Source organism: Polynucleobacter paludilacus (assembly GCF_018687595.1).
Lineage (GTDB): Bacteria > Pseudomonadota > Gammaproteobacteria > Burkholderiales > Burkholderiaceae > Polynucleobacter > Polynucleobacter paludilacus.
The window spans coordinates 1,302,230-1,325,838 of sequence record NZ_CP061298.1 but is presented as its reverse complement, the minus strand read 5'-3'; the positions used below and the strand labels follow the sequence as shown (position 1 = coordinate 1,325,838).

General features: G+C 45.4%; 22 protein-coding genes and 1 tRNA gene. 18 read left to right on the top strand and 5 right to left on the bottom strand.

From position 1 onward, the window contains the following. Positions 1-16: 16 nt before the first annotated feature. Positions 17-1,123: an aromatic ring-hydroxylating oxygenase subunit alpha gene (locus AOC06_RS07030; protein ID WP_215379761.1), complete on the bottom strand. Its 1,107-nt coding sequence runs from the start codon at positions 1,121-1,123 to the stop codon at positions 17-19. A 161-nt stretch (positions 1,124-1,284) separates the two neighbouring features. Here AOC06_RS07030 and xseB point away from each other — a divergent pair, with 161 nt between their 5' ends. The 4 genes from xseB to folE2 are packed head-to-tail and all read left to right on the top strand — an operon-like array spanning position 1,285 to position 5,214. Next, on the top strand, positions 1,285-1,518 hold the full coding sequence (gene xseB / locus AOC06_RS07025; protein WP_215336115.1) for an exodeoxyribonuclease VII small subunit: 234 nt from the start codon (positions 1,285-1,287) through the stop codon (positions 1,516-1,518). A gap of 22 nt (positions 1,519-1,540) precedes the next feature. Further along, on the top strand, positions 1,541-2,431 hold the full coding sequence (locus AOC06_RS07020; protein WP_215379758.1) for a polyprenyl synthetase family protein: 891 nt from the start codon (positions 1,541-1,543) through the stop codon (positions 2,429-2,431). Positions 2,432-2,456: 25 nt separating this feature from the next. Continuing rightward, entirely contained in the window at positions 2,457-4,361 is a 1,905-nt protein-coding gene (gene dxs, locus AOC06_RS07015) for a 1-deoxy-D-xylulose-5-phosphate synthase (RefSeq protein ID WP_439650658.1), read from the top strand. A 25-nt stretch (positions 4,362-4,386) separates the two neighbouring features. Next, entirely contained in the window at positions 4,387-5,214 is an 828-nt protein-coding gene (folE2, locus tag AOC06_RS07010; protein WP_215379755.1) for a GTP cyclohydrolase FolE2, read from the top strand. Positions 5,215-5,218: 4 nt separating this feature from the next. Here the strand turns inward: folE2 and tsaD are convergent, their stop codons facing one another. Continuing rightward, entirely contained in the window at positions 5,219-6,283 is a 1,065-nt protein-coding gene (tsaD, locus tag AOC06_RS07005; RefSeq protein WP_215379753.1) for a tRNA (adenosine(37)-N6)-threonylcarbamoyltransferase complex transferase subunit TsaD, read from the bottom strand. 76 nt (positions 6,284-6,359) lie between these two features. Here tsaD and rpsU point away from each other — a divergent pair, with 76 nt between their 5' ends. The 11 genes from rpsU (at position 6,360) to AOC06_RS06950 (ending at position 17,063) form a co-directional block, all read left to right on the top strand. Further along, positions 6,360-6,572 (top strand): 30S ribosomal protein S21, encoded by a 213-nt coding sequence (rpsU, locus tag AOC06_RS07000; RefSeq protein ID WP_011903537.1) that lies wholly within the window; start codon positions 6,360-6,362, stop codon positions 6,570-6,572. A 134-nt stretch (positions 6,573-6,706) separates the two neighbouring features. After that, positions 6,707-7,153 (top strand): GatB/YqeY domain-containing protein, encoded by a 447-nt coding sequence (locus tag AOC06_RS06995; RefSeq protein ID WP_215379751.1) that lies wholly within the window; start codon positions 6,707-6,709, stop codon positions 7,151-7,153. A 5-nt stretch (positions 7,154-7,158) separates the two neighbouring features. Further along, positions 7,159-9,090: a DNA primase gene (gene dnaG, locus AOC06_RS06990; protein WP_215379750.1), complete on the top strand. Its 1,932-nt coding sequence runs from the start codon at positions 7,159-7,161 to the stop codon at positions 9,088-9,090. Between the two features lie 224 nt (positions 9,091-9,314). Then, positions 9,315-11,765 (top strand): RNA polymerase sigma factor RpoD, encoded by a 2,451-nt coding sequence (gene rpoD, locus AOC06_RS06985; RefSeq protein ID WP_215379748.1) that lies wholly within the window; start codon positions 9,315-9,317, stop codon positions 11,763-11,765. 13 nt (positions 11,766-11,778) lie between these two features. After that, positions 11,779-11,855 (top strand) — tRNA-Ile (locus tag AOC06_RS06980). 296 nt (positions 11,856-12,151) lie between these two features. Then, positions 12,152-12,868, top strand: coding sequence for a Crp/Fnr family transcriptional regulator (locus AOC06_RS06975; RefSeq protein WP_215379746.1), 717 nt, complete (start codon positions 12,152-12,154; stop codon positions 12,866-12,868). 92 nt (positions 12,869-12,960) lie between these two features. After that, positions 12,961-14,628 (top strand): cbb3-type cytochrome c oxidase subunit I, encoded by a 1,668-nt coding sequence (locus AOC06_RS06970; protein WP_215379744.1) that lies wholly within the window; start codon positions 12,961-12,963, stop codon positions 14,626-14,628. After that, positions 14,621-15,253: a cbb3-type cytochrome c oxidase subunit II gene (locus AOC06_RS06965; protein WP_083657567.1), complete on the top strand. Its 633-nt coding sequence runs from the start codon at positions 14,621-14,623 to the stop codon at positions 15,251-15,253. The genes AOC06_RS06970 and AOC06_RS06965 overlap by 8 nt, the downstream gene beginning before the upstream one ends. 14 nt (positions 15,254-15,267) lie before the next feature. Next, entirely contained in the window at positions 15,268-15,873 is a 606-nt protein-coding gene (locus AOC06_RS06960; RefSeq protein ID WP_076024299.1) for a c-type cytochrome, read from the top strand. Next, on the top strand, positions 15,845-16,495 hold the full coding sequence (locus tag AOC06_RS06955) for an SCO family protein (protein WP_076024300.1): 651 nt from the start codon (positions 15,845-15,847) through the stop codon (positions 16,493-16,495). Before AOC06_RS06960 ends, AOC06_RS06955 begins: the two co-directional genes overlap by 29 nt. Position 16,496: 1 nt before the next feature. Then, on the top strand, positions 16,497-17,063 hold the full coding sequence (locus tag AOC06_RS06950) for a hypothetical protein (protein WP_215379743.1): 567 nt from the start codon (positions 16,497-16,499) through the stop codon (positions 17,061-17,063). Positions 17,064-17,679: 616 nt separating this feature from the next. On the opposite strand, the gene AOC06_RS06945 is transcribed toward AOC06_RS06950, so the two are convergent. From AOC06_RS06945 to AOC06_RS06935, 3 genes are read right to left on the bottom strand one after another with little or no spacing between them, the layout of a single operon-like run. Then, positions 17,680-17,988: a high-potential iron-sulfur protein gene (locus AOC06_RS06945; protein WP_215379740.1), complete on the bottom strand. Its 309-nt coding sequence runs from the start codon at positions 17,986-17,988 to the stop codon at positions 17,680-17,682. Between the two features lie 13 nt (positions 17,989-18,001). Next, positions 18,002-18,811, bottom strand: coding sequence for a sulfite exporter TauE/SafE family protein (locus AOC06_RS06940; RefSeq protein WP_215379738.1), 810 nt, complete (start codon positions 18,809-18,811; stop codon positions 18,002-18,004). 3 nt (positions 18,812-18,814) lie between these two features. Further along, positions 18,815-20,056 (bottom strand): NAD(P)/FAD-dependent oxidoreductase, encoded by a 1,242-nt coding sequence (locus AOC06_RS06935; RefSeq protein ID WP_215346930.1) that lies wholly within the window; start codon positions 20,054-20,056, stop codon positions 18,815-18,817. Positions 20,057-20,202: 146 nt separating this feature from the next. On the opposite strand from AOC06_RS06935, the gene AOC06_RS06930 reads away from it, so the two are divergent. The 3 genes from AOC06_RS06930 to AOC06_RS06920 are packed head-to-tail and all read left to right on the top strand — an operon-like array spanning position 20,203 to position 23,535. Beyond that, a complete protein-coding gene (locus tag AOC06_RS06930) occupies positions 20,203-21,063 on the top strand; it encodes an MBL fold metallo-hydrolase (RefSeq protein ID WP_215379737.1) in 861 nt (286 codons plus the stop codon). Positions 21,064-21,113: 50 nt separating this feature from the next. Further along, complete coding sequence (gene soxC / locus AOC06_RS06925; protein ID WP_215379735.1) at positions 21,114-22,469, top strand: sulfite dehydrogenase; 1,356 nt, start codon at positions 21,114-21,116, stop codon at positions 22,467-22,469. Further along, a complete protein-coding gene (locus AOC06_RS06920; protein ID WP_215379734.1) occupies positions 22,453-23,535 on the top strand; it encodes a c-type cytochrome in 1,083 nt (360 codons plus the stop codon). The genes soxC and AOC06_RS06920 overlap by 17 nt, the downstream gene beginning before the upstream one ends. Positions 23,536-23,609: the final 74 nt, after the last annotated feature.

Here is a 23,609-nt window from a genome sequence, read left to right as displayed (position 1 = left end):
TCCGATTAAAGCATTGTTAGATGTCAGAAAGCTGCATCACCCGTCTGTACCACTCATGGAAGTGCTGCATGCCATCTTCCATTGGGCTTTGGTAAGGGCCAACCTGATTGATACCCCTCGCCAGCAGGGCTGCGCGACCGGCATCCATCCGTTCAGCGATTTCATCATCTTCAACGCAGGTTTCCATGTAAGCAGCGCGCTCAGCTTCAACAAACTCACGTTCGAACAAGGCAATTTCTTCTGGGTAATAAAACTCCACAATATTGCGAGTTCTATTAGGGCCCATAGGGTGCAGGGTAGAAACGCAAAGGACGCCTGGATACCACTCCACCATGACATTAGGGTAATAGGTTAACCAAATTGCGCCATGGCGCGGTGTCTTTCCATTGAATTGACGTAAGACGGCGTCATGCCATTGCTGATAAGTAGCAGAGCCTGGTTTTTCCAGATTCTTATGAATGCCTACAGTTTGAACGCTATGCCAATCACCAAATTCCCAATGCAAGTCTTCGCAAGAAACGAACTTGCCTAAGCCTGGATGAAATGGAACCACGTGGTAGTCCTCTAAATAAACCTCAATAAAGGTCTTCCAGTTGTAGTTGCAGTCATGCACTTCAACATGGTCTAAGACATAGCCATCAAACTTGAGATCATCAGCGACACCGAGATTCGCTAGGTCTTTGCAAACATCACGGGGACCTTCAAACAGAAGCCCTTGCCAGTTTTGCAAGGGAGACTTGCCTAAGTTCAGACAAGGTTTATCTTCAAAGTGAGGTGCGCCCAAGAGCTCGCCATGCAAATCATAAGTCCAGCGATGCAAGGGGCAAACAATGTTATCGACTTGGCCACTGCCGTTGAGCATGAGCGCCTGACGATGACGGCAAACGTTAGAGAGTAATTCGACACCAGATTCATTGCGCACCAGAATGCGCCCCTCGTTTTCGGCAGCAATTGTGCGATAGGAGCCTTTTTCAGGAACCATGAGTTCGTGACCGACATAACTCGGCCCCTGCTTAAATAGCAGTTCAATTTCACGTTGGTATAAATCAACGTCAAAATATGCCGAAACCGGCAGTTGTAGATTGGACGGTGCAAGTTTCTGCACGGTAGCCAGATTAGTCATTCTCCCCACCCCCGAAAACGTCAGCCGAAGCTAAGCGGAATAACCAATCCAACCATCGACGTATCGATATTGGAAAGGAAGGGGGTGATTATACCCATCTAGACCCTATATCGCTTTAATATGTAGGGCTATTCGTATGGAAATCCAGAGAAAGTCAGCATATGGCATCTAAAAAACCCGAGAACTCAGGCGCTGGCCTAGAGGTTCAAATTGATCCGAATTTGCGCTATGAGCAAGCCGTTAAAGAGCTTGAGAAGCTGATTTCTGATATGGAATCAGGCAAGTTTTCTTTGGAAGAAACCTTGTTGGCCTACCAACGGGGCGCCGCCTTGCTTAAACATTGCCAGGCTGTCTTGGCGCAAGTTGAGCAACAGGTGAGAGTCTTCGAAGCTTAGATTGCACTCTAGGTAGTTCACCATGAGCGAATTAATTTCATTTACTGAATGGCTTGCGAGTCATACGCACAGGAGCGAGCAAGCTTTAGAAAGTTTGCTTGATCTGCAGACAACGATCCCCAAGCGCCTGCATCAAGCAATGCGTTATGCGGCTCAAGGTGGTGGCAAACGCATGCGGCCACTGTTGGTTTATGCCGCTGGCGAATTGGGCGATGCTCATCCTGAAACTTTGGATGCGGCTGCTACCGCCATTGAATGTATTCATGCATATTCACTAGTACATGACGATATGCCTTGCATGGACGACGATGATTTGCGGCGCGGACGACCCACTGTGCATAAAGCATTTGATGAAGCGACTGCACTCTTGGTTGGCGATGCTTTACAAACACGGGCTTTTGAAATCTTGGCTCATGCTAATGGTTCAGCGGAGCTTCGTCTCTCGATGATCAGTGCACTTGCTGCAGCATCGGGCTCGCGAGGAATGGCTGGAGGGCAAGCCATTGATCTAGAGAATGTCGGCAAAAAATTAGATTTGACGGGTTTACAGCAAATGCATGCCATGAAAACTGGTGCATTGTTGACTTGTGCCGTCCAGCTTGGAGGCATCGCATCCCATCTGAGTCAGATCCAGATGATGCATTTACAGAACTATTCCCAAAAGTTGGGCTTGGCTTTTCAGATCATCGACGATGTCTTGGATGTAACAGGCGATAGCCAAACCCTAGGGAAAACTGCTGGAAAAGACGCCGCCCAGGACAAACCAACCTATGTCAGCTTGATGGGTTTAGACTATGCCCGTAAGCAGGCTCAAGAGCTTCAGGTCGAGGCAATTGCGAGTTTGGCTAGTTTCGGCAGCAAGGCGCAAGCATTGAAAGAGTTGGCGCTTTTGATGGTGAATCGCGGCAAATAAAGAGCCATCCCCTATTTTTTACTCAATGACTTTAGATTCTATTCACACTCCCGCAGACTTAAAAAAGCTCTCTCGCGAAGACTTGCCTGAGCTGGCAGATGAGTTACGTCAATTTATCTTAGAGTCCGTTTCTAAGACAGGCGGGCATCTTTCCTCTAATTTGGGCACTGTTGAGCTATCGATTGCGCTTCATTATGTATTTGATACGCCAGCTGATCGAATCGTTTGGGACGTAGGGCATCAAAGTTATCCCCATAAGATATTGACGGGACGTCGTGAGCAAATGAAAACCTTGCGTCAACTCGATGGCTTGGCAGGCTTTCCGCGTCGCTCTGAAAGTGAGTACGATGCTTTTGGCACCGGCCATTCATCTACGAGTATTTCTGCAGCAATGGGTATGGCCCGTGCTTTTCAAACCCTTGGCGAGCGTCACGTAGCAGTTGCAGTGATTGGTGATAGCGCGATGACTGGCGGCATGGCCTTCGAAGCAATGAATAATGCAGGCGTTTATGACGATCTGCCTCTAGTGGTGATTCTGAATGACAACGATATGTCAATCTCACCAGCAGTGGGTGCTCTTAATCGACACTTGGCAAGATTGCTCAGTGGCAATATTTACTCGGCTACTAAAAAAGGAATCGATAGCGTACTTTCGATTGCCCCTCCGCTCCGGGAGTTTGCTAAGCGTCTTGAGGATCATGCCAAGGGCATGGTTTCACCATCGACGATTTTCCAAGAGTTTGGTTTTAATTATTTCGGACCGATTGATGGCCATGATTTAGATGCCTTAGTGCCAATGTTGCAGAACGTGCGACGCTTGGCGATAGAAGGGCGTGGCCCCCAGTTCTTGCATGTGGTTACTCGCAAAGGTCAGGGCTATGAATTAGCGGAAGCAGACCCGGTCTTGTATCACGGCCCTAGCAAATTTAATCCGGATGAGGGTGTTAAAAAGCCAACTGCCCCAGCTAACAAAACGTTTACTCAGGTCTTTGGTGAGTGGCTATGTGATATGGCAAATGCCGATCCATTATTGATTGGCATTACGCCAGCCATGCGTGAAGGTTCTGGTTTAGTGGAGTTTGAGAAACAGTTTCCAAATCGTTATTACGATGTCGGCATTGCCGAACAACATGCGGTCACGTTTGCAGCCGGCATGGCTTGTGAAGGCATGAAGCCTGTAGTTGCGATCTACTCCACTTTCTTACAGCGTGCCTACGATCAATTGATTCATGATGTGGCGATCCAAGATCTACCGATTCTGTTTGCGCTCGATCGTGCTGGCCTAGTTGGGGCAGATGGCGCAACCCATGCAGGCTCATACGATATTGCTTTCTTGCGTTGTATTCCAAACATGCTGATCATGACGCCGAGTGATGAAGCTGAGTGTCGCGATCTATTAACAACGGCTTATCACCAGAATCATCCTAGCGCAGTGCGTTATCCACGAGGTGCAGGTGTTGGTGCAACGCCTTCAAAAGAATTGCGTACTGTTCCATTTGGTAAAGCAGAGCTTCGCCGAAGATCTTCTGCGGTATCCGGTAAGCGTATTGCGATCTTGGCTTTTGGTACTTTGCTCTATCCCGCCCTGGAAGTGGCTGAACAACTCAACGCTTCAGTAGCAAATATGCGCTTTGTTAAACCGCTCGATGTCGAGTTGTTGAAGACTTTGGCCCAGGACCATGATTACTTTGTGACGATTGAAGACGGCGTGATTCAGGGTGGAGCGGGCAGCGCTTGCTTAGAAGCGCTGGCTGCAATGGGTATCAATAAACCCCTTCTTCAATTGGGCTTACCTGATAGCTTTATTGAGCATGGTGATTACAAGCTACTGATGGCCGGCTGCGGTTTAAATGCCGAGGGGATTTTGAAGTCGATTCAGGAGCGATTTCCTTTAATCCTCCCTCTTAATCCTGCAGTGATCGGCAAATAATTCAGTTTTATCCGAAAATAGACCCATGAATGATTTGAACGCAGCCTTTTTAAAGACCCAAAGCATGCCCGATGTGCAGTCGACTCGGGATGAACGGGCATTAGCTATCGAGCAAGTTGGCATCCGTGGGGTACGTCATCCTTTAACTATACGCAGTAAGGGCGGTAGCTTTCCATCGGTTGCTACATTTGAAATGAATGTCGCTTTACCTGCCCACATTAAAGGCACGCATATGTCACGCTTCATTGCACTCTTGCAAAAGCAAGAGGCAGCAGTGGACAGCACAACTGCGGTGAATTTAGTGCAGGAGATGTTGCCCCTGTTAAATGCGACTGAAGGCCAAGTGCAATTTACGTACACACACTTTGTTAAAAAATCCGCACCGGTATCTGGCGTTGAAAGTTTGATGGACTATGAGGTTACATGGACAGCCCATGCTCGTCAAAATGCTAGCGGCATTCTAGAAACGCAGCTGCATTTACGTGCGGTTGTTCCTGTCATGAGCTTGTGCCCTTGCTCAAAAGAGATTTCTGAATTTGGTGCGCATAACCAACGTTCACACGTCACCATGTCAGTGGCGCTTGATCCTCAAACACAAATGACTGTGGAAGATTTAGTTTCTGCTGCAGAGAGTGAAGCCTCTAGTGAGTTGTGGGGTTTACTCAAACGTCCCGATGAAAAGTGGGTTACTGAGCGCTCTTACAGTAATCCGAAGTTTGTAGAAGACTTGGTCCGTGATGTGGCTGGCCGTTTACAACAAGATCAACGTATTCAATCCTTGGTAGTGGAGGCTGAAAACTTTGAATCGATTCACAATCACAGTGCCTACGCCAAAATTAGTTTGACGAAGTAACTTACTAAGAATCCACTAAGTCCCAGCGGGGCTTGACATCAAACGATCCCGATTGAGTCGCGGCATGATTCTTTTGTAGCATGCGCAACGCTCCTGCAAATGCAATCATGACCCCGTTATCCGTACATAGTGCAAGTGGGGGATAGTGAACTGCAAAGCCATGTTTACTAGCGCTTGCGTTCAGCGCGAATCTGAGTTGCTGGTTTGCAGCAACGCCGCCAGCGAGAACTAGGTCTTTGCAGCCTGTCTGCTGAATTGCTTTTTCAGACTTGCGCAGCAGAACAGCAACCAAGGCCTCAACAAAACCCCGCGCAAGATCCGCATGAAATTGCATAACTTCATCAGCGTTAGCGATGTTCTTTGCTTCGAATTGTTTGACTTGATTTAAGACTGCAGTTTTGAGTCCTGAAAATGAAAAGTCGAAGTCTCCTGAATGCAGCATAGGCCTAGGTAAATCAAAGCGACCTGTTTGCCCTTTTTCGGCAAGTGTAGAAAGAGCGGCTCCCCCGGGGTAATCCAGGCCTAAGAGTTTGGCGGTTTTATCAAAAGCTTCGCCAGCGGCATCATCAACAGTTTCGCCAAGAAGTTCGTATTGGCCAATATCTTTGACCAACATGAGCTGGGTGTGTCCTCCTGAAACCAGTAGGGCGACAAAAGGGAAATGGGGTGCAGATGGGCCTAAGAGCGGGGAAAGCAGATGGCCCTCAAGATGATGGACCCCTATTGAGGGAATATTGAGTCCTTGGGCTAAAGATTTGGCAAAAGCAGTGCCGACTAGGAGGGCGCCTGCTAAACCTGGGCCTTGCGTATAGGCGATCGCGTCAATATCGCTCAGCTTCAGACTCGCTTCCGTAAGACTTTGTTCTAAAAGGGGTAAAACCCGGCGAATATGGTCGCGTGAGGCCAATTCTGGGACAACACCCCCATAATCTCGGTGCATGGCAATCTGGGAGTGCAATCCTTGCCCCAAAATCCCTTGTGAGGCGGGCAGGCCCTTTTCCCAGGGGCTGGTGTTGTATAAAGCCACCCCGGTCTCGTCACATGAACTTTCTACTCCTAAAACAATCATTTTTGGCCTGGTCGTGCTAGAATCCGTGATTCAGTTAAATTTCGATATTTTTCGAGCATAAACGAGTTAAACCAGTATGACTACAGTCCGCCTACGCGAAAACGAGCCCTTTGAAGTAGCTTTACGCCGTTTCAAACGCACCATTGAGAAAAACGGCCTCTTGACCGACTTGCGCGCGCGCGAGTTTTACGAGAAGCCAACAGCTGAGCGCAAGCGCAAAAAAGCTGCTGCTGCAAAACGCCATTACAAGCGTATTCGCAGCCAAATGTTGCCTAAGAAGCTCTACTAAGCAGCTTTTCAGAATATAAAGCTCTCCTCACCGAGAGGCTTTGAACCCGCTGACGGTGATTCGCAGCGGGTTTTTGCTTTTTGAACACTAGAGCATTTACGATAAGAATTCATTTCCATTAAACGGATTTATTTATGAGCCTCAAAGACCAAATTACCGAAGATATGAAAACCGCAATGCGTGCCAAAGAAGCGACACGTCTTGGAACCATCCGCTTACTTTTAGCAGCCATCAAGCAGCGTGAAGTAGATGAGCGTGTGGTGGTGGATGACGCCGGTGTTTTAGTGATTGTTGAAAAACTGATCAAGCAGCGGAAAGATTCGATTGAGCAATTTGCAAAAGCAGGACGTGATGATCTCGTTGCGGTAGAGCAGTCAGAGATGGTGATTTTGCAGGATTATCTTCCTGAGCAATTATCGGATGCTGAGATTGCTGCCGCAGTATCGGCCGCCGTTAGTGCTAGTGGTGCATCTGGTCCGCAGGACATGGGTAAAGTCATTGCAATTCTGAAACCCCAGTTGGCAGGCAAGGCGGATATGGGCAAAGTCTCTGGTTTGGTTAAGGCTGCTCTCGCAAAGTAAGTTTCATGGCGCTCATCCCTCAATCTTTCATTGCCGATCTATTAAATCGGGTTGACATCATTGATGTGGTTGGGCAGCATGTAAAGCTCAAAAAGGCTGGCGCAAACTATCAAGGTTTGTGTCCCTTTCATCAAGAGAAATCCCCTTCATTTTCTGTTTCACCAAATAAACAGTTTTATCACTGCTTTGGCTGCGGAGCCCACGGTTCTGCGATTAGTTTCTTGATGGAGTACTCGGGACTAGGCTATGTAGATGCCATTGAGGACCTAGCACGCTCTGCTGGCCTTACTGTTCCGCGTGAAGAACGCACCGTGCAGGATGTTGCACGCCAACAGCAAGCTATGGCCTTAAGTGAGGTCATGAGTTCGGCGGCAGACTGGTATCGCGCACAGCTCAAGAATGCCCCGCGTGCCATTGACTATCTCAAAGGCCGCGGATTGACGGGCGAGATTGCCAAGCGTTACTCCTTAGGTTATGCCCCCGATGGTTGGCAGGGCTTAGAGGCGGTCTTCGGACCCTACAGTAATGATGAGGTTGCCAAGACCTTATTGGAGGGGGGCTTGTTGATTCAGAGTGAGGCAAGCGAAGGTAATCAAACAGTGCGTCGCTACGATCGTTTTCGAGATCGGATCATGTTTCCAATACGTAATCCCAAAGGTCAAGTGATCGGATTCGGTGGACGCATTCTCGATCAAGGCGAGCCTAAGTACCTTAACTCTCCTGAGACACCATTATTTTCAAAAGGCAACACGCTCTATGGTTTGTTTGAAGCCCGCCAGGCTATTCGTGCACAAGAGTATGTGCTGGTCTGTGAGGGTTATATGGATGTGGTGGCGCTTGCACAGTTAGGCTTTCCGAATGCGGTAGCCACACTGGGTACGGCATGTACCGCAAATCACGTGCGCATGTTGTTGCGTCAAACAGATCGAGTTGTGTTTTCTTTTGATGGTGACTCTGCAGGTCAGCGTGCAGCACAAAGAGCGCTAGAGGCCTGTCTGCCCTTGATGTCAGATGACAAAGAGATTCGTTTCTTATTTTTGCCAACGGAGCATGACCCCGATAGTTATGTGCGTGCTTATGGTGCGTCTGCATTTGAGAAAGTTATTAAAGAAGCAGCATCACTTTCAACCTTTTTCTTTAGGGTAGCGAGCGCAGACCACGATCTCACCACTCCTGAAGGTAGGGCGCAAACGCATCATGCCGCCAAGCCATTGCTGCTATCAATGCCACCAATAGCCTTGCGTACACAAATTTTGAGAGAGTTGGCCATTAGGACAAACTCCTCGCCAGCAGAGTTAGAGGCCTTCTGTGGCTTGAGTGTTATACCTGCGGCGCCATCAGTTCAGCCCAGAATGCAGCCACGCACTGAGCAAAGCAATTTCCCTAATCGCACTCAAGGCGGGCCATGGCAAGCAGGTAAGGGTGCCTCAAAAAGAATGGCGCAAAATATTCCTCCGCCACAAGCTCCTATGGATTTGGCCGAACAAATTTTGCGAGTAGTTTTGCAGTTTCCGCATTTAGGTAAAGGATTGAATGCAGAGCAGCGCACCTTAGCGATTGAAGCGGCAGAACTGCGGTCGCCCAATGCCAAGAGCATGATGCAAGACCTTTTGATCCAATGTGACAGTGTGGAGCTCATCCCCGGTGAACATGGTGGAGCTGGTGAAGTGGGTGCCGGGGCTTTTGCGATGTTTCAAGAACAATTAGCGCAGAGTGAATTGGCACCCCTGTACGAGGTACTCCGCAAGCGAGTCATGGAATCCGATTTAGATCTCGCTGGTGCTAGTGCAGACCTTGAGGGCGCCTTTAAAAAGCTACAGACCAATCAGCTCAAAAAAGAGATGAATGAAATCACCAAAAAGCTGTCTGATAGTTCGGCGAGTGACCAAGACCGCGCCCGATATCGTGAATTGGGTGAAAAACTGAAATTCTCATAAGAATTTACAGAATTCCACCTAGATTTTTCTGAAAATATCCCCTTATTTTGCTGAGGAAGCAGGGGAAAAATATCATAATCGACTATAATCCTCTATTCCCAGAAAAAAACCGATTTAATTCAGTCACTTGCGCATTATTTTGATGAAATTTGGGGCAAGTGACAAACGGGGCTGTACTTAATCAGTCGATATCAATCACCAGTAATGTAAGTAAGTACCAACAAATGCCAACTACCAAGACAAAAAAACCCGCCGTTAAAGCCGTTGCTAAAAAGCCTGTTGCGAAAAAAGTGCCAGCAAAAGTAGCAGTCAAGAAACCGGTTGCCAAGAAAGTTGCAGTCAAAGCCAAGCCAGTAGCTAAGAAACCGGTTGCCAAGAAAGTTGCAGTCAAAGCCAAGCCAGTAGCTAAGAAACCGGTTGCCAAGAAAGTTGCAGTTAAAGCGAAGCCTGTTGCTAAGAAAGTGGCTGGAAAGCCAGTAGCTAAGCCTACCGCAAAGCCAGCTGCTAAGCCTGTCGCTAAGGCGGCAGTAAAAGTGACTGCGAAAGTCGCTAAGGTAGTACCGGCTAAAGTCGCCAAGGTTGTCGCAAAGCCAGAGCCGGTTGCTAAGGGTAAAAAAGCAAAAGAAGCGTTGTTGCCCGTAGTTGAGGTAGTCGAGGAAAAGAAAACACGCGGCCGTAAGCCAAAAGCGGAAGTTGCACCAGTTGAAAGCGGTGAGGTTGTTCTGACCGATCGCCAAAAAGCCCGTGAGCGCAAAGCAAAAGAAAAGGCCCTCTTAAAAGAATTCGCTGCGCAGCAGTTGGGTTCTGAAGAGCAACAAGAACTCCGTCGTGCCCGCTTGAAGACATTGATCAAGATGGGTAAATCTAAGGGTTACTTAACCCATGGTGAGATGAATGACGTGATGTCAGATGAGTTGTCCGATGCGGATGCATTAGAGACTTTGATTGGTTTATTGAATGACATTGGCATTACTGTTTACGAGCAAGCGCCTGATGCAGAAACATTGCTCCTAAGTGAGAACACAGCTGCAGCCACCTCAGAAGAAGAGGCAGAGGAAGAAGCCGAAGCTGCTTTATCTACAGTGGATTCTGAGTTTGGCCGTACTACTGATCCCGTGCGCATGTATATGCGTGAAATGGGCACGGTTGATCTCTTGACGCGTGAGGGTGAGATTGTCATTGCCAAGAAGATTGAAGCTGGCTTAAAAGACATGGTGATGGCTTTGTCTGCTTGCCCAGTGACTATTGCTGAGATCTTGGATAACGCTGCCAAGATTGCTTCTGGTGAAATGGAAATTGATCAGTTTGTGGATGGTTTGGTTGATCCTAATGCTGAAGATATTAAGTTGGGACCTGAAGAGCCTGAGATTGACCCTGATGCTGAAGAAGGCGAAGAGGGTGGCGAAGGCGAAGAGGGCGGCGGTGGCGGTGGTGCTGCTACAGCAAATGCAAAGCAGCTCGAAGAGCTTAAGCAAATCTCCCTCGAAAAATTTGCAGTAGTTCGTGTTCAAGCTGACAAAATGCGTAGAGCTTTTGACAAAGACGGCTATAACTGCCCTGCTTACCTTAAGGCTCAAGAAAACATTCGCAATGAGTTGCTGGGTTTCCGTTTGACTGCAAAAAGTGTTGAGAAGTTATGCGATACCATGCGCTCGCAAGTGGACCAGGTCTGGAAACTGGAGCGCGGTATTGTGAGCCTGTTGGTCGATAAAGTCGGCGTTAACCGCGGTGAAGTCTTAAAAGAGTTCCCTAAGATGTCAATGAACTTGGGCTGGACTGCTAAATTACTCAAAGAAAATAAGCCTTACTCAGCCCTCTTGGAGCGTAACGTTCCAGCGATTCAAGAGTTGCAACAAAAGCTGATTGATATTCAGACTCGTGTGGTTCTGCCACTTCTTGAGTTGAAAGAAGTTAATAAGCAGATGATCGCTGGCGAGAAGCGTGCCCGTGAAGCGAAGCGTGAAATGACCGTGGCGAACTTGCGTTTGGTGATCTCCATTGCCAAGAAATACACTAATCGCGGATTGCAGTTCTTGGATTTGATCCAAGAAGGCAATATTGGTTTGATGAAGGCGGTTGATAAGTTTGAATACCGTCGTGGTTATAAGTTCTCCACTTATGCAACTTGGTGGATCCGTCAAGCTATTACTCGCTCTATTGCTGACCAAGCCCGCACGATTCGTATTCCAGTGCATATGATTGAGACCATCAATAAGATGAACCGCATCAGCCGCCAGATCTTGCAAGAGACTGGTCATGAGCCCGATGCTGCAACCTTAGCGCTCAAGATGGAAATTCCAGAAGATAAGATTCGCAAGATCATGAAGATCGCGAAAGAGCCTATCTCCATGGAGACCCCAATCGGTGACGATGAAGACTCTCATTTGGGTGACTTCATTGAGGACTCGAATACCTTGGCGCCAGCAGAGGCAGCTTTGCATGACTCCATGCGGGATGTCGTGAAGGATGTCTTGGACTCACTCACACCTCGCGAAGCAAAAGTATTGCGTATGCGCTTTGGTGTTGAGATGAGCACAGACCACACTCTCGAAGAAGTCGGCAAGCAATTCGATGTCACCAGAGAGCGTATACGTCAGATCGAAGCAAAAGCACTCCGTAAAATGCGTCATCCAAGTCGTAGTGACAAGCTAAAAACTTTCCTAGAGGAAGATTGATCGAAGTATTTACGGGCCCATAGCTCAGTTGGTTAGAGCAGAGGACTCATAATCCTTTGGTCCCAGGTTCAAGTCCTGGTGGGCCCACCAGAAAAGCAAACCCTCATCAGCAATAGTGGGGGTTTTGTCTTTTAAGCGTTACTTTAAGTAACGCTGGGCATGCTAGAGAGTGTGTAGGCAAATATTGCACAGTTTTAGTTGAATTTTGATGTGAAGATTAGTCGGCCATCCCAGGCCCTGGTCGATTTAGCCCCGGGCCACCAAAAAAACATCAAAACCACCTTCGGGTGGTTTTTTCGTTTGTGCGGTTATCTCTTTCAAAACGATATAACTATAGAATAAAATATGAATTAACCTTCTTTAGGCTCTTAATTAACCCAATATTTATGAAGACTATAGAAATTAAAAGCGCTTGGAACGGTAATAGCAATTGCGAGGCGTGCTCTATTAGGAGTTCTGCGTTATTTGCCGAGCTGAATGAGGAAGATTTTTCTAAGATTCATAGCCCTATAGATGATTTGAGCTTTGAAGCTTATGCAAATATATATACTCAAGGCGATTCATCACAGTCTCTGTATACCTTGCGTGAGGGGTACATTAAATTACTTCATATCAATCCCAACGGCTCAAGTCGAATTGTGAGAGTGGCATTGCCCGGAAACTTATTCGGAATGGAGGCTCTGTTGGGTGAGCATTACGAGCATTCAGCTGTTGCTCTCACAAATGTACGGTTATGCAAAATTCCTAAAGTCATCATTTCTTCATTAGGCGAGGAATCTCCTAGACTTCATCGGCAAATAGTTAAGAAATGGGGTGAGGCATTATCCCAATCAGAGTCATGGTTCTCGGAGATTAATACTGGAAGAATTGAAGTGCGACTTGCTCACTTTCTTTTAAAGTTAGCTAAAGAGTTAGGATCCTCTGCTATTGCTCCGCTGTTCAGGCGCGAAGATATGGGATTAATGATGGATGTCAAGTTTGAGACGATTAGTCGTGCATTAGCTTCAATGGCTGAACAAGGTTTACTCACTAATATCACCCGTCTTTCAGTACAAATTCCCAGCATTGAAGCATTGCGTAGGTTCTCTGAGAGGGGAATTTGAGCTCTAATTAGATCCATGATCTAGATCAAAGATCATTTTATTTCAGGCCTTAAAATAGCTTGATGCCAAATTTCCTTTTTAATAGGCCTTAAATGGACTTTACTGCTTCTCTTTTACTTGCCACTTTTATCCTCTCTTTATTTGCCCTTTTTCTTTATATTTGGTCAATGTCCAAAGGAATGTTTGGGGATAGTGTCAATGCTGCAGTAACCATATTCAGCAAAAATGAAGTGGGTTTTGTTGACGATCCTGCGGCTACGCTTGCTCAATTAAAAGAATTGCAGGCAACAGTTACTGGTACAACACCGCTAAGCGATGATTTAATTCAGGAGGACTTAAGGGCTAGGGCAGAGGCTGATAAATCTAGCTCATTAGCGGTAGGTATTTGCCTTACTTTGGCTGTGATTTGGCTGTTAATCGCTTCAGTCGCAGGTTTAGTTTCCTCTGTTAAGTTGCATTCCCCTGACTGGCTGGCTCAATATAGTTGGCTCACTTTTGGACGCATTCGGCCTATACACCTTAATTTAGTTGCTTATGGTTGGTGCTCCCTGGCTGGAATTGGGGTCTCGCTTTGGCTCATTCCGAGATTGCTTAAGACACATTTAGTTGGCTCAAAGTATGCAATTGCAGGAGGAGCTCTTTGGACCGTAGGAGTTTTTTTAGGGGCACTTTCTATCGCCCTAGGCTACTCTGATGGTCTCGAGTGGCTTGAATTTCCATGGCAAATTGACATCTTATTGGTGGTGGGTGGCGGACTGGTTGGGTTGCCGCTTTGGATGACACTTTTAAGGCGTAAGGTTGATCATCTTTATGTATCTGTTTGGTATATTGCTGCAGGACTTTTATGGTTTCCAGTACTGTTTCTAATTGCCAATGTCCCGTACTTGCATTTTGGTGTTGAGCAAGCAACGATGAATTGGTGGTTCGGCCATAATGTACTAGGGCTTTGGTTTACGCCCATTGGTTTGGCATCGGCCTACTACTTGATACCCAAGATCCTTGGTAAGCCAATTTACTCTTATAACCTCTCACTTTTAGGTTTCTGGAGCCTTGCATTTTTTTACAGCCAGGTTGGGGGACACCATCTAATAGGCGGCCCTGTTCCCACTTGGCTAATCACTATGTCAATTGTCCAAAGCGTGATGATGATTATTCCTGTGTTTGCAGTAACAGTAAATTTACATATGACTGTTTTAGGGAATTTCAAGGCACTTGTTTATTCGCCTACACTAAGATTTATTGTGCTAGGAACAATTCTTTATACGGCCGCTTCTGTGCAGGGATCATTGGAGGCCTTGCGTTCTGTTAATACTGTTACGCACTTTACTCACTTTACAGTAGCACATGCTCATCTTGGGCTCTACGGATTCTTTTCAATGGTGATGTTTGGAGCAATTTATTACATCATGCCCAGGGTCATGAATTGGGAGTGGCCTTATCCCAAGCTGATTTCCCTGCATTTCTGGCTTGTATTGATTGGTTTTTTAATCTACTTTATTTGGCTCTCAATCGGCGGGTGGTTACAAGGATTGGCGATGCTCAACCCAGACATGCCATTCATGCAAAGTGTTGCGGTGACTCTTCCTTATCTTGAGGCTCGATCTATCGGGGGCGCACTAATGACACTTGGCCACTTTGTATTCGCATTTCACTTTTTTGCTATGGGATGGAAGTTTGGTCCAAAGCGCCTTGGCGCCAGCCTGATAGGTGGTTCAATGGCTAATAAAATTTGGTCTTACTTTGAGGGTAAAAATGTTTAAAAGCAAAAATCCTTGGGAAATGGACGAAGTTCGAATCGTTGTTGGCGCCATGGTGATACTTGCATTCGCAACAGCTCTACTTGTAGTTATTCCATATTTTTTATTGGATGACATTAAAGCGCCTGAAGGTCTAAAACCCTACACTAGAGAGCAGCTAGATGGACGTCAAGTTTACATAGCCAATGGATGTGTTTATTGCCATTCACAGCAACCTAGGGACTCTGCTCAAGGGCCAGATTCAAAACGTGGTTGGGGAAGGGCCTCTGTTGCTGGGGACTACAAATACGATACACCTCATTTATTAGGCACAATGAGGACTGGTCCTGATCTGTTTAACATTGGCGCAAGACAGCCAAGTAAGGATTGGCATCTTGGGCATCTTTATCAACCTAGAGCTTATACCCCTGGTTCAATCATGCCCGCGTACCCATTTTTATTTGAAGTTAGAAACGGGTCTGCAAAAGATGGGGAAGAGGTTGTGAATCTTCCGCCTGGCTACGTCAAAGAGGGGCAAGTTGTTATAGCCAAACCTGAGGCGATAGCTTTGGTTCAGTATTTGCAGTCTTTAAATCATACTTACCCAGCCTTAAATTCAGATGTTAAAGAAACACGGGACAGCAATTAATTAATAGATACAAGATGATAGATAAAGAATCTCAATCGAAATATAGCGATCAAATTCAGCGAGAAAAGATCGATCCAGGCGAAGGTATGCGACCCTTACCATGGATTGTGACCTTGCTTTTGGGGGCCATGTTGATGTGGGGTGCTTTTTATATCGTTGTTAGCCCCACCGGTGGCGAATCAAGTTTTGGCGATCAAAGGACACTTGCATCATTGGATCCAAAATCCTCTTCAAGTGGAGCAAGTCAAATTGATGGAAAGCAGATCTACATCGGGAAATGTGCAGCCTGTCACCAGGCTACTGGACTAGGCTTACCGGGTGTTTTCCCGCCCTTGGCAGATTCAGAATGGGTTAAGGGTGATCAAGATGTTCTCTCCAAGATACTTTTGCATGGAATTCAAGGGCAGATCGAAGTTAAAGGCGCAGCGTACAACGGAGTAATGCCCGCTTGGCATACCCTTTCTGACGGAGAAATCGCTGCTGTAATAACATATATCAGGTCTGACTGGGGCAATAAGGAGTCAGCTGTTGCTGAAGATGTGGTCAAAAAACAAAGAGACTTAACTAAAGCAAGGCAAGAGCCGTATAAAAATGCCGAAGAAATCAGATCTGGAACTTAACTATCTTCCGCTAACTTTTATCTGTGCAACAGCAGTATTACTAATTGGATTTTTCATATTAGGTTTTGCTACCGACTTTGGAAGATCCTTTACAACTGAGAGTTATAGGCGCCACCAGATAGCTCGGCAGCCTGCCGAGATACCCAACTTAATGCTTCTAAATATGCAGGGTGGGCAAGAGCGTCTGAGCGATTCTATTCGTAAAGATGGGCGATTTGTGCTGTTGGACTTTTTTTATACTTCTTGTAAAACAATTTGTATTGCACAAGCAAGTATCTTTGATAGCATTCAAGAAAAAATCAAACTAAAACATCTAGAAAATAAAGTTAGATTGATTTCTATCAGTTTTGACCCTGAGCATGACGATGTTGAGGCGATAAAAAAATATTCACAAAAGATAGCTGCTGATAAGTCAGTTTGGAATATCTACACACTACAAAATCTAAATGACCTAGATTTATTACTTGATAACTTTGGGATATACGTAATTAAAATCCCGCCATTTAATGATTTAGATCACAACGCATCACTCCACCTTATTGATCCTCAGGGAAGATTAATTCAAATTAGCAATCTTGAAGATATGGATGAATTATTTTCTATAGTTAGCAAGAGGCATTGAAGTGATGCGTATTCAGAAAAACTCTCTCTCTGGGTTGTGCTTTCTGTCCGCCATTACTTTGTCAATAAATCCTTTTCGGGTACTCATCATAAATGACATGATGTGGCATATGAATATTCAAATGCCGCTTCTAATTCTTTCGGGGGTTTTCATTACATTCCCAGAGAAATTTAATTTTGATAAGTTAAGCAGATTAAACTTATACGGGCTTACTAGCTTTATTCTGTCACAACTCATATTGGCATATTGGATGCTACCTATATCAATAGATAGGGCTATCATCAATTGGAAGTACGATATTGCAAAAATTATTTCACTGGTTTTGTGCGGAATTCTTATCAGACTTTCGTTGAGTAAATCAACCTTGGTAATGGAAATATTTTTTATAGGCTACTTTCTGTCAATGATGATTTGGGCGGGTAATTTTTACTTTCAAAGTAATGAAAGGCTTTGTAATGTTTATTCACAAGATTCACAGCAGTTTACAGGTGCAGGGCTAATGCTGATTGGAGCAATGCTAACTTTAATTTGGATATCGTCTAAATTAAAAAGTCAAAAATGGAGTTGATAAACATCTATTTATGCGACGCTCAGTGTTTCCTGGCTGTCAAAAAAGGGCTTCATAAAGCTACACCATCTCAATCCAGGCGGTTCGTCTAGCATTGTTCAAATTGTGACTCCCGTTGATTTATTTAGAATGGGGGCTTTATTAGGCGATTGTTATTCTCATTCTGTAGCTGCCCCTAGAAACATTCCACTTCGTAAAATTTCTAAAACATTATTTCCACCCTTGGTGAAGAGCCTCTAAGCTTTCATCGCTAAATAGTAAAAAATCGAGCCAAGCTTTATTTTAGGCGGAGTCATAGTTTTCTGAGATTAATGCTGGCATGATCGACGTAGGATCATATTATTTTTCTAAAGCTATTAAAGCCTCCCAGCTGCCCTGCAATAGCTCCTTTGTTCAAATGCGAAGACATGGATTGATGCTGCACTTTAAAGTTTAGGCGATTAGAGGGGCCTTAGCATCCATGTCAGAGTAATTGCTGGTATTGAATGTCAGTGGGCTTACTGCCGAAATATCAAACAATGATACGTTACGTGCTTTTTCGGAGCGCGGTCTTTAATTTCTTCAAAAGAAAGGCTGCCGAAGCAGCCTTTTAATGGCATTAATGCGAATGCAGCAATTAAGCCTTCTTGGCGTAAGCAGAGCACCAGCCTTTACCAGCAACTTGCTTGCCAGCAAACAATGAACAACCACCAGCGGCAGCATCAGCCTTGCCCTGAAATAATGCGCAGTTACTGCACTGTTGGCCAGCAGCATACTTGGCGTACTTTGCTTTATCTACTTTGGTGGCATCGGACTTATATCCCAAAGCAGCAGCTTGTGGATCAGTTTCAGCAACCATTGCTTGAGCTTGTACTTTACCGTTCAAGGCTAAGGTGCAGGCGCCAGCAGCAGACAAAATTATAAATTGACGACGGGTTGGTTTCATATATTTCTCCAAGTTAAATAAAACATTTATAGATAAGACTAAGTGCTACTAAAAATGTAAAGATAGAAAAAATTTGCTGGACTCTTGGACCGCTAATCTTTTTTTCTAATATCTTGCCAACCAATAATCCTATTAGTGATCCAATAGCAAAGGGGAGGGCAATTGATAAATCTAAGATACCTGTGGCTAGAGATACAAAAGCGCCTCCAGCTGAGACGATAGCCAGTACACCTAATGATGTTGCAACTATCGCTTTCATCGGAAGGTCGGTAAATTTTTTGAGGGAGGGAACGATGATGAAGCCTCCACCAACGCCAAGTAAACCTGATAAGAATCCAGCGCATGCACCAGCAAACATGAGAGACCTAGCGCAGGGAACAGTCCAAATTAATTTACCAATAGACATATCCAATTGACATGGAGGAGGTTTTTGTAGAACAGGCGCATTTCCAGCGATAGTCTGAGTTGCTTGAATAAACATTCTCGTGGAAACGTAAATTAATACGCCACTAAACATCAATAGCATCGGAGTGTTTGGCGCGCGTTGTGCCACCCATAATCCAATAGGTGAAAGAATAAGGCCAAATACAGCCATAAACATTGCTGCTTTATAGCGCAGCACCTTTTCTTTCAGTCCAATAATTGCTCCAACCCCTGCAGATAGGGCAATTGCGGATAGAGCTATTGGTCCTGCCTCAGAAATTGGCATATGAAAGGCAAAAACCAGCAACGGAACGGAGAGAATTCCACCACCTGCGCCGGTGAGCCCCATTAATATGCCAACAAATACTCCGAGTGCAGGAGCGATTAAATAACTTTCCATTATTTAGTTTTCAAAAGGACGAGCCAACCACTCTCTACCTTTCAGCATTGCATTCCAGTACAGCCATGGCAGCACATCTTTTTTCAAGATCCATCCTAACTTCGTTGCTTTTAACGGATTGATCAACCAAGGGAAAGTTGGCAAGAGCTTGCCGCCAAAACCAAATTCAGCAAGCACAATTTTTCCTCGCTCCACGGTAAGCGGGCAGGAGCCATAGCCATCATATTTCAGTGGCATTGGCTGCTGATGTTTATGGGCAAGGAGATTTTCAGCAACGACTACCACTTGTTTTCTGGCTGCAGCAGCTGTTTTTGAATTTGGTGATGAGCAGCAGTCGCCAAGTGCAAAAATATTTGGGTAGCGTGTGTGCTGCAAGGTAAATTGATCGACCTCCACAAAACCAGTCGCATCTGCTATGGGGCTATCTTTGACGCAATCTTGCGGCCCCTGAGGGGGAACTACATGCAGCATATCAAATGATTTCTCAACCTGAGTCACATTGCCGTCGGCATCTTTGACTGCAAAGATCGCCTTTTGATTTGGCCCATCTACAGAGATAAGGTTGCAGTTAAAGTTCAGAGTGGCATTATATTTTTGGACGTACTCCATTAAAGGTGGGACGAAGTCGGCTACACCAAACAAAGCTCCGCCAGCATTATTCAGTTCCACTTCAATATTTTTTAACTTCCCTTGCTTTTCCCATTCATAGCAAGACAAATACATTGCTTTTTGGGGGGCGCCTGGGCATTTAATTGGCATAGGTGGCTGGGTAAAGATAGCTTTGCCAGACTTCATTTGTTTTACCAACTCCCATGTATATGGAGAGTAGTCATAACTATAGTTTGAAGTGACACCATTTTTACCGATTGTCTCAGTCAACCCGGGAATTGCATCCCAATTGCTTTTAAGACCTGTCGCAACTGCTAAATATTGGTATTGAATAGGCGATCCATTCGCTACCATGACTTCATTTGAATCGGGTTTAAAACCGGTGATCTTGTCTTGTATCCAAGTCACGCCAGAAGGAATCAGGTTTTTGGTTTTACGTTTGCTATCTCTCACATCAAACGCGCCACCACCAACTAAAGTCCATGATGGTTGATAGTAGTGTGCATCCGAGGGTTCAATAATGGCGATGCTTAGAGATTTATCACGACTTTTCAGGCTTGCCGCCAATCCTATCCCTGCTGCACCACCGCCTGCGATAAGCACGTCATATTTTGTATTTTTTTGCTCTCTATTCATTTTTATCCACTTTCTTATTCAATGGTTATATAGCAATATCATCTATATAACTAAAAGTAATATCTATATAAGGGTTAGTTATTAGTGTATTTTTACCAGCATTATTCAATAATTGCACTAAGAAATATTACTTAGGTGAGCAGAAGATGAACCCCGTTGTAAAAGGATTTTTTGATCCAGAGACTTGGACCGTAACTTACGTTGTTTATGAAAAAACAGGCTCTAGTTGCATCATCATTGATTCAGTTCTCAGTTATGACCCCAAGTCGGGTCGCACTCATACCAAGTTGGCCGATGAAGTCATTCAGTTTGTAGAGAAAAACCATCTCAAGACGGAGTGGATTCTTGAAACCCATGCGCATGCAGACCACATTACTGCAGCACCTTACTTAAAATCAAAGCTCGGCGGCAAAGTAGCGATTGGTGATCACATATCAGCAGTGCAGGGCGTGTTCAAAGGCATTTTCAATCTCGAAAATTCATTTTCCACAGATGGTTCGCAATTTGACCATTTACTAAAGGATGGTGAAGAGATTCACTTTGGCGACCTTAGCTTAAAAGCACTGTTTGTACCCGGTCACACGCCTGCCTGCATGGCTTATCAAGTAGGAAATGCTGTGTTTGTGGGTGACACGATGTTTATGCCAGATGTTGGGACTGCGCGTTGTGACTTCCCTGGTGGTGATGCCCATGTTTTGTATCGGTCTATGAGGAAGATTTTGAGTCTTCCACCTGAGACACGATTATTCATGTGTCATGACTATCCGCCAAATGAAAGACCAGTTCAATACGAAACTACCGTTGCAGAACAAAGAAAGTCCAATATTCACATGCATGATGGAATCCCAGAAGAGCAGTTTATTGAGATGCGAACCAAACGTGACGCAACTTTAGAGATGCCTGTACTCATTCTCCCGGCTATCCAAGTCAATATTCGGGCTGGTGAATTTCCACCTAAAGAAGCGAATGGAATGACTTACCTCAAGATTCCAGTTAACGCTGTTTAAAGAATTCCAGAACCGAATTTAGTGCTTATATTTACAGGAGTTTTTCCTTAATGTCAGATCCAAAACGAAGAGGCCAAATTCAGCAGGCCCCTGAAAACTTTTTGTCTCAAGATTTAATTGCAGACCTCAATCAGAATGGCATGGATGACACTCGTCGTGGTTTCATGCGCAATGGATTTATGGCTGCTTTGGGAGGTGCGGTAGGTCTAGGCGCATCCATGAACGTGCTAGCGTCAGCAGAAGGTGATCCAGCAATTCTAGAGAAGCAGGTATGGCAAACCACGCTTGGTAAAAATGTTGCGACTATGCCATATGGGGCTCCCTCAATTTACGAGGCTAATTTAATTCGTCGTGAGTCTCCTGGATTAACGAGAGTTTCTGCGGCATCAGTGGCATTTACCCCATTGCAGGGGCTATTCGGAATCATTACCCCAAACGGCTTGCATTTTGAACGGCAGCATCAGGGCTGGTACAACATTGATCCGGAAAAGCATCGTTTGATGGTCAACGGTTTGGTAAAACATAATCGCGTCTTTACCATGAATGATTTGATGCGTCTGCCGTCTGTCTCGCGCATTCACTTTATTGAATGTGGGGCTAATACTGGTTTGGAGTGGGGTAACGTGGCTGTACCTACTGTGCAGTACACCCATGGCATGCTCTCATGTTGTGAATTTACTGGCGTGCCATTGGCTGCTCTCTTAGAGGAGTGTGGTGCTGATTTAAAGCAAGGTAAATATTTATTGGCAGAAGGTGGTGATGGTTCTGGTATGACTCGAACCATAAACTTAAGTGATGTATTGAATGAAGCAATCGTCGCCTGGGGTATGAATGGTGAAATGCTACGCCCTGAAAATGGCTTCCCTTTACGCCTTGTAGTTCCTGGTGTTCAGGGGGTAAGTTGGGTGAAGTGGTTGCGTCGCTTAGAGGTTGGAGATATGCCATATGCAACGAAAGATGAGGCGGTCCACTACAACGATCTCATGCCCGATGGTATGGCACGTCAGTACACCTCTATTCAAGAATGTAAATCAGTCATTACTACTCCTTCAGGTGGTCAGCAATTACTCGATAAGGGGTTCTATAACGTCAGTGGTTTGGCATGGTCTGGAAGAGGCAAAGTCAAAAGAGTAGATGTATCTTTTGATGGTGGAAATAATTGGAAGACAGCACGCCTAGAGACTCCAGTCTTAAGTAAGGCCCTTACTCGTTTCAATATTGATTGGGTGTGGGATGGCTCCCCTGCAATTTTGCAATCTCGCGCGATTGACGATACTGGCTATGTTCAGCCATCCATCAAATTATTAAGAGATGTCCGTGGAACTCGCTCGATCTATCACAATAATGCTATTCAATCATGGAAGGTTGGCACTAATGGGGAGGTTAGCAATGTTCAAGTTGGCTAAATTTGCAAAATCTACTCTGTTTGTTGCAACAACGTGTTTTGTGATTGGCTCTGCAGTTGCCCAGAATTCTAGTACACGTTTTCCTGGCATTGGTAGGGTCGCTACACCAGCAGAAGTTGCTGCTTGGGATATTGATGTTCGACCAGACTTCAAGGGGCTTCCAAAGGGTTCTGGCTCAGTAGAGCAAGGGCAGAAGCTTTGGGAATCTAAGTGCTCTGTTTGTCACGGAACTTTCGGTGAGTCTAATGAAATCTTTACACCCATTATTGGTGGGACAAGCGCAGATGATATTAAGACGGGTAGGGTAGCCTCACTATCCGATAGAAAGCAGCCTCAAAGAACAACCATCATGAAGGTGGCTACTGTTTCCTCGTTATGGGATTACATTTATCGAGCCATGCCGTGGAATGCACCACGCTCATTAACACCAGACGATACCTTTGCCTTAGTGGCATATCTTCTCAGTATGGCTGAAGTTGTTCCCGATGACTTTGTGCTGAGCAATACCAACATTGCTGAAGTCCAAAAACGGATGCCTAACCGCAATGGCATGACTTTAAAACACGGGATGTGGAATTCAAAAGGCACTCCTGATGTTCATGCAACTGCATGTATGCATAACTGCGTGCAATTTGTGCAAATTGGTTCTGAGTTACCTGATTACGCAAGAAATGCTCAAGGAAATATTGCTGAGCAGAATCGTCAATATGGCCCATTTCGTGGCTCCGACTCCACTAAACCACCTTTGGCAAAGTTACCTGGAGCTGCAGGCGAAGGTTTGGCACATGCGTCTGAGACACATGCAATTAGCAAGGGCCCCGCAGCATTGTTTAAAAGCGAGAACTGTACCGCCTGTCATGCGATGAACAGCAAGTTAGTTGGTCCTTCTGTTGCCGATATCGCTTCTAAGTATCAAGGTCAGAGCGGAGCTTTAGACAAGTTAATGGCTAAGGTGAAGAATGGCGGCTCTGGGGTTTGGGGTGCCATTCCGATGCCTCCACAGGCTCAATTATCGGAAGAGGATCGCAAGACATTGGTTACTTGGGTGCTGTCTGGAGGGAAATAGGACATACCCTAGCAACAACTAGAATGATTGACTAGAAAGTAATATATTCACGTAGAGAGCTTAATAAAGGAGTT

Bases quoted from the DNA above. Each gene is read 5' to 3' on its own strand.
- AOC06_RS07030 (WP_215379761.1), bottom strand. From the start codon at position 1,123: ATGACTAATCTGGCTACCGTGCAGAAACTTGCACCGTCCAATCTACAA.
- xseB (WP_215336115.1), top strand. From the start codon at position 1,285: ATGGCATCTAAAAAACCCGAGAACTCAGGCGCTGGCCTAGAGGTTCAA.
- AOC06_RS07020 (WP_215379758.1), top strand. From the start codon at position 1,541: ATGAGCGAATTAATTTCATTTACTGAATGGCTTGCGAGTCATACGCAC.
- dxs (WP_439650658.1), top strand. From the start codon at position 2,457: ATGACTTTAGATTCTATTCACACTCCCGCAGACTTAAAAAAGCTCTCT.
- folE2 (WP_215379755.1), top strand. From the start codon at position 4,387: ATGAATGATTTGAACGCAGCCTTTTTAAAGACCCAAAGCATGCCCGAT.
- tsaD (WP_215379753.1), bottom strand. From the start codon at position 6,283: ATGATTGTTTTAGGAGTAGAAAGTTCATGTGACGAGACCGGGGTGGCT.
- rpsU (WP_011903537.1), top strand. From the start codon at position 6,360: ATGACTACAGTCCGCCTACGCGAAAACGAGCCCTTTGAAGTAGCTTTA.
- AOC06_RS06995 (WP_215379751.1), top strand. From the start codon at position 6,707: ATGAGCCTCAAAGACCAAATTACCGAAGATATGAAAACCGCAATGCGT.
- dnaG (WP_215379750.1), top strand. From the start codon at position 7,159: ATGGCGCTCATCCCTCAATCTTTCATTGCCGATCTATTAAATCGGGTT.
- rpoD (WP_215379748.1), top strand. From the start codon at position 9,315: ATGCCAACTACCAAGACAAAAAAACCCGCCGTTAAAGCCGTTGCTAAA.
- AOC06_RS06975 (WP_215379746.1), top strand. From the start codon at position 12,152: ATGAAGACTATAGAAATTAAAAGCGCTTGGAACGGTAATAGCAATTGC.
- AOC06_RS06970 (WP_215379744.1), top strand. From the start codon at position 12,961: ATGGACTTTACTGCTTCTCTTTTACTTGCCACTTTTATCCTCTCTTTA.
- AOC06_RS06965 (WP_083657567.1), top strand. From the start codon at position 14,621: ATGTTTAAAAGCAAAAATCCTTGGGAAATGGACGAAGTTCGAATCGTT.
- AOC06_RS06960 (WP_076024299.1), top strand. From the start codon at position 15,268: ATGATAGATAAAGAATCTCAATCGAAATATAGCGATCAAATTCAGCGA.
- AOC06_RS06955 (WP_076024300.1), top strand. From the start codon at position 15,845: ATGCCGAAGAAATCAGATCTGGAACTTAACTATCTTCCGCTAACTTTT.
- AOC06_RS06945 (WP_215379740.1), bottom strand. From the start codon at position 17,988: ATGAAACCAACCCGTCGTCAATTTATAATTTTGTCTGCTGCTGGCGCC.
- AOC06_RS06940 (WP_215379738.1), bottom strand. From the start codon at position 18,811: ATGGAAAGTTATTTAATCGCTCCTGCACTCGGAGTATTTGTTGGCATA.
- AOC06_RS06935 (WP_215346930.1), bottom strand. From the start codon at position 20,056: ATGAATAGAGAGCAAAAAAATACAAAATATGACGTGCTTATCGCAGGC.
- AOC06_RS06930 (WP_215379737.1), top strand. From the start codon at position 20,203: ATGAACCCCGTTGTAAAAGGATTTTTTGATCCAGAGACTTGGACCGTA.
- soxC (WP_215379735.1), top strand. From the start codon at position 21,114: ATGTCAGATCCAAAACGAAGAGGCCAAATTCAGCAGGCCCCTGAAAAC.
- AOC06_RS06920 (WP_215379734.1), top strand. From the start codon at position 22,453: ATGTTCAAGTTGGCTAAATTTGCAAAATCTACTCTGTTTGTTGCAACA.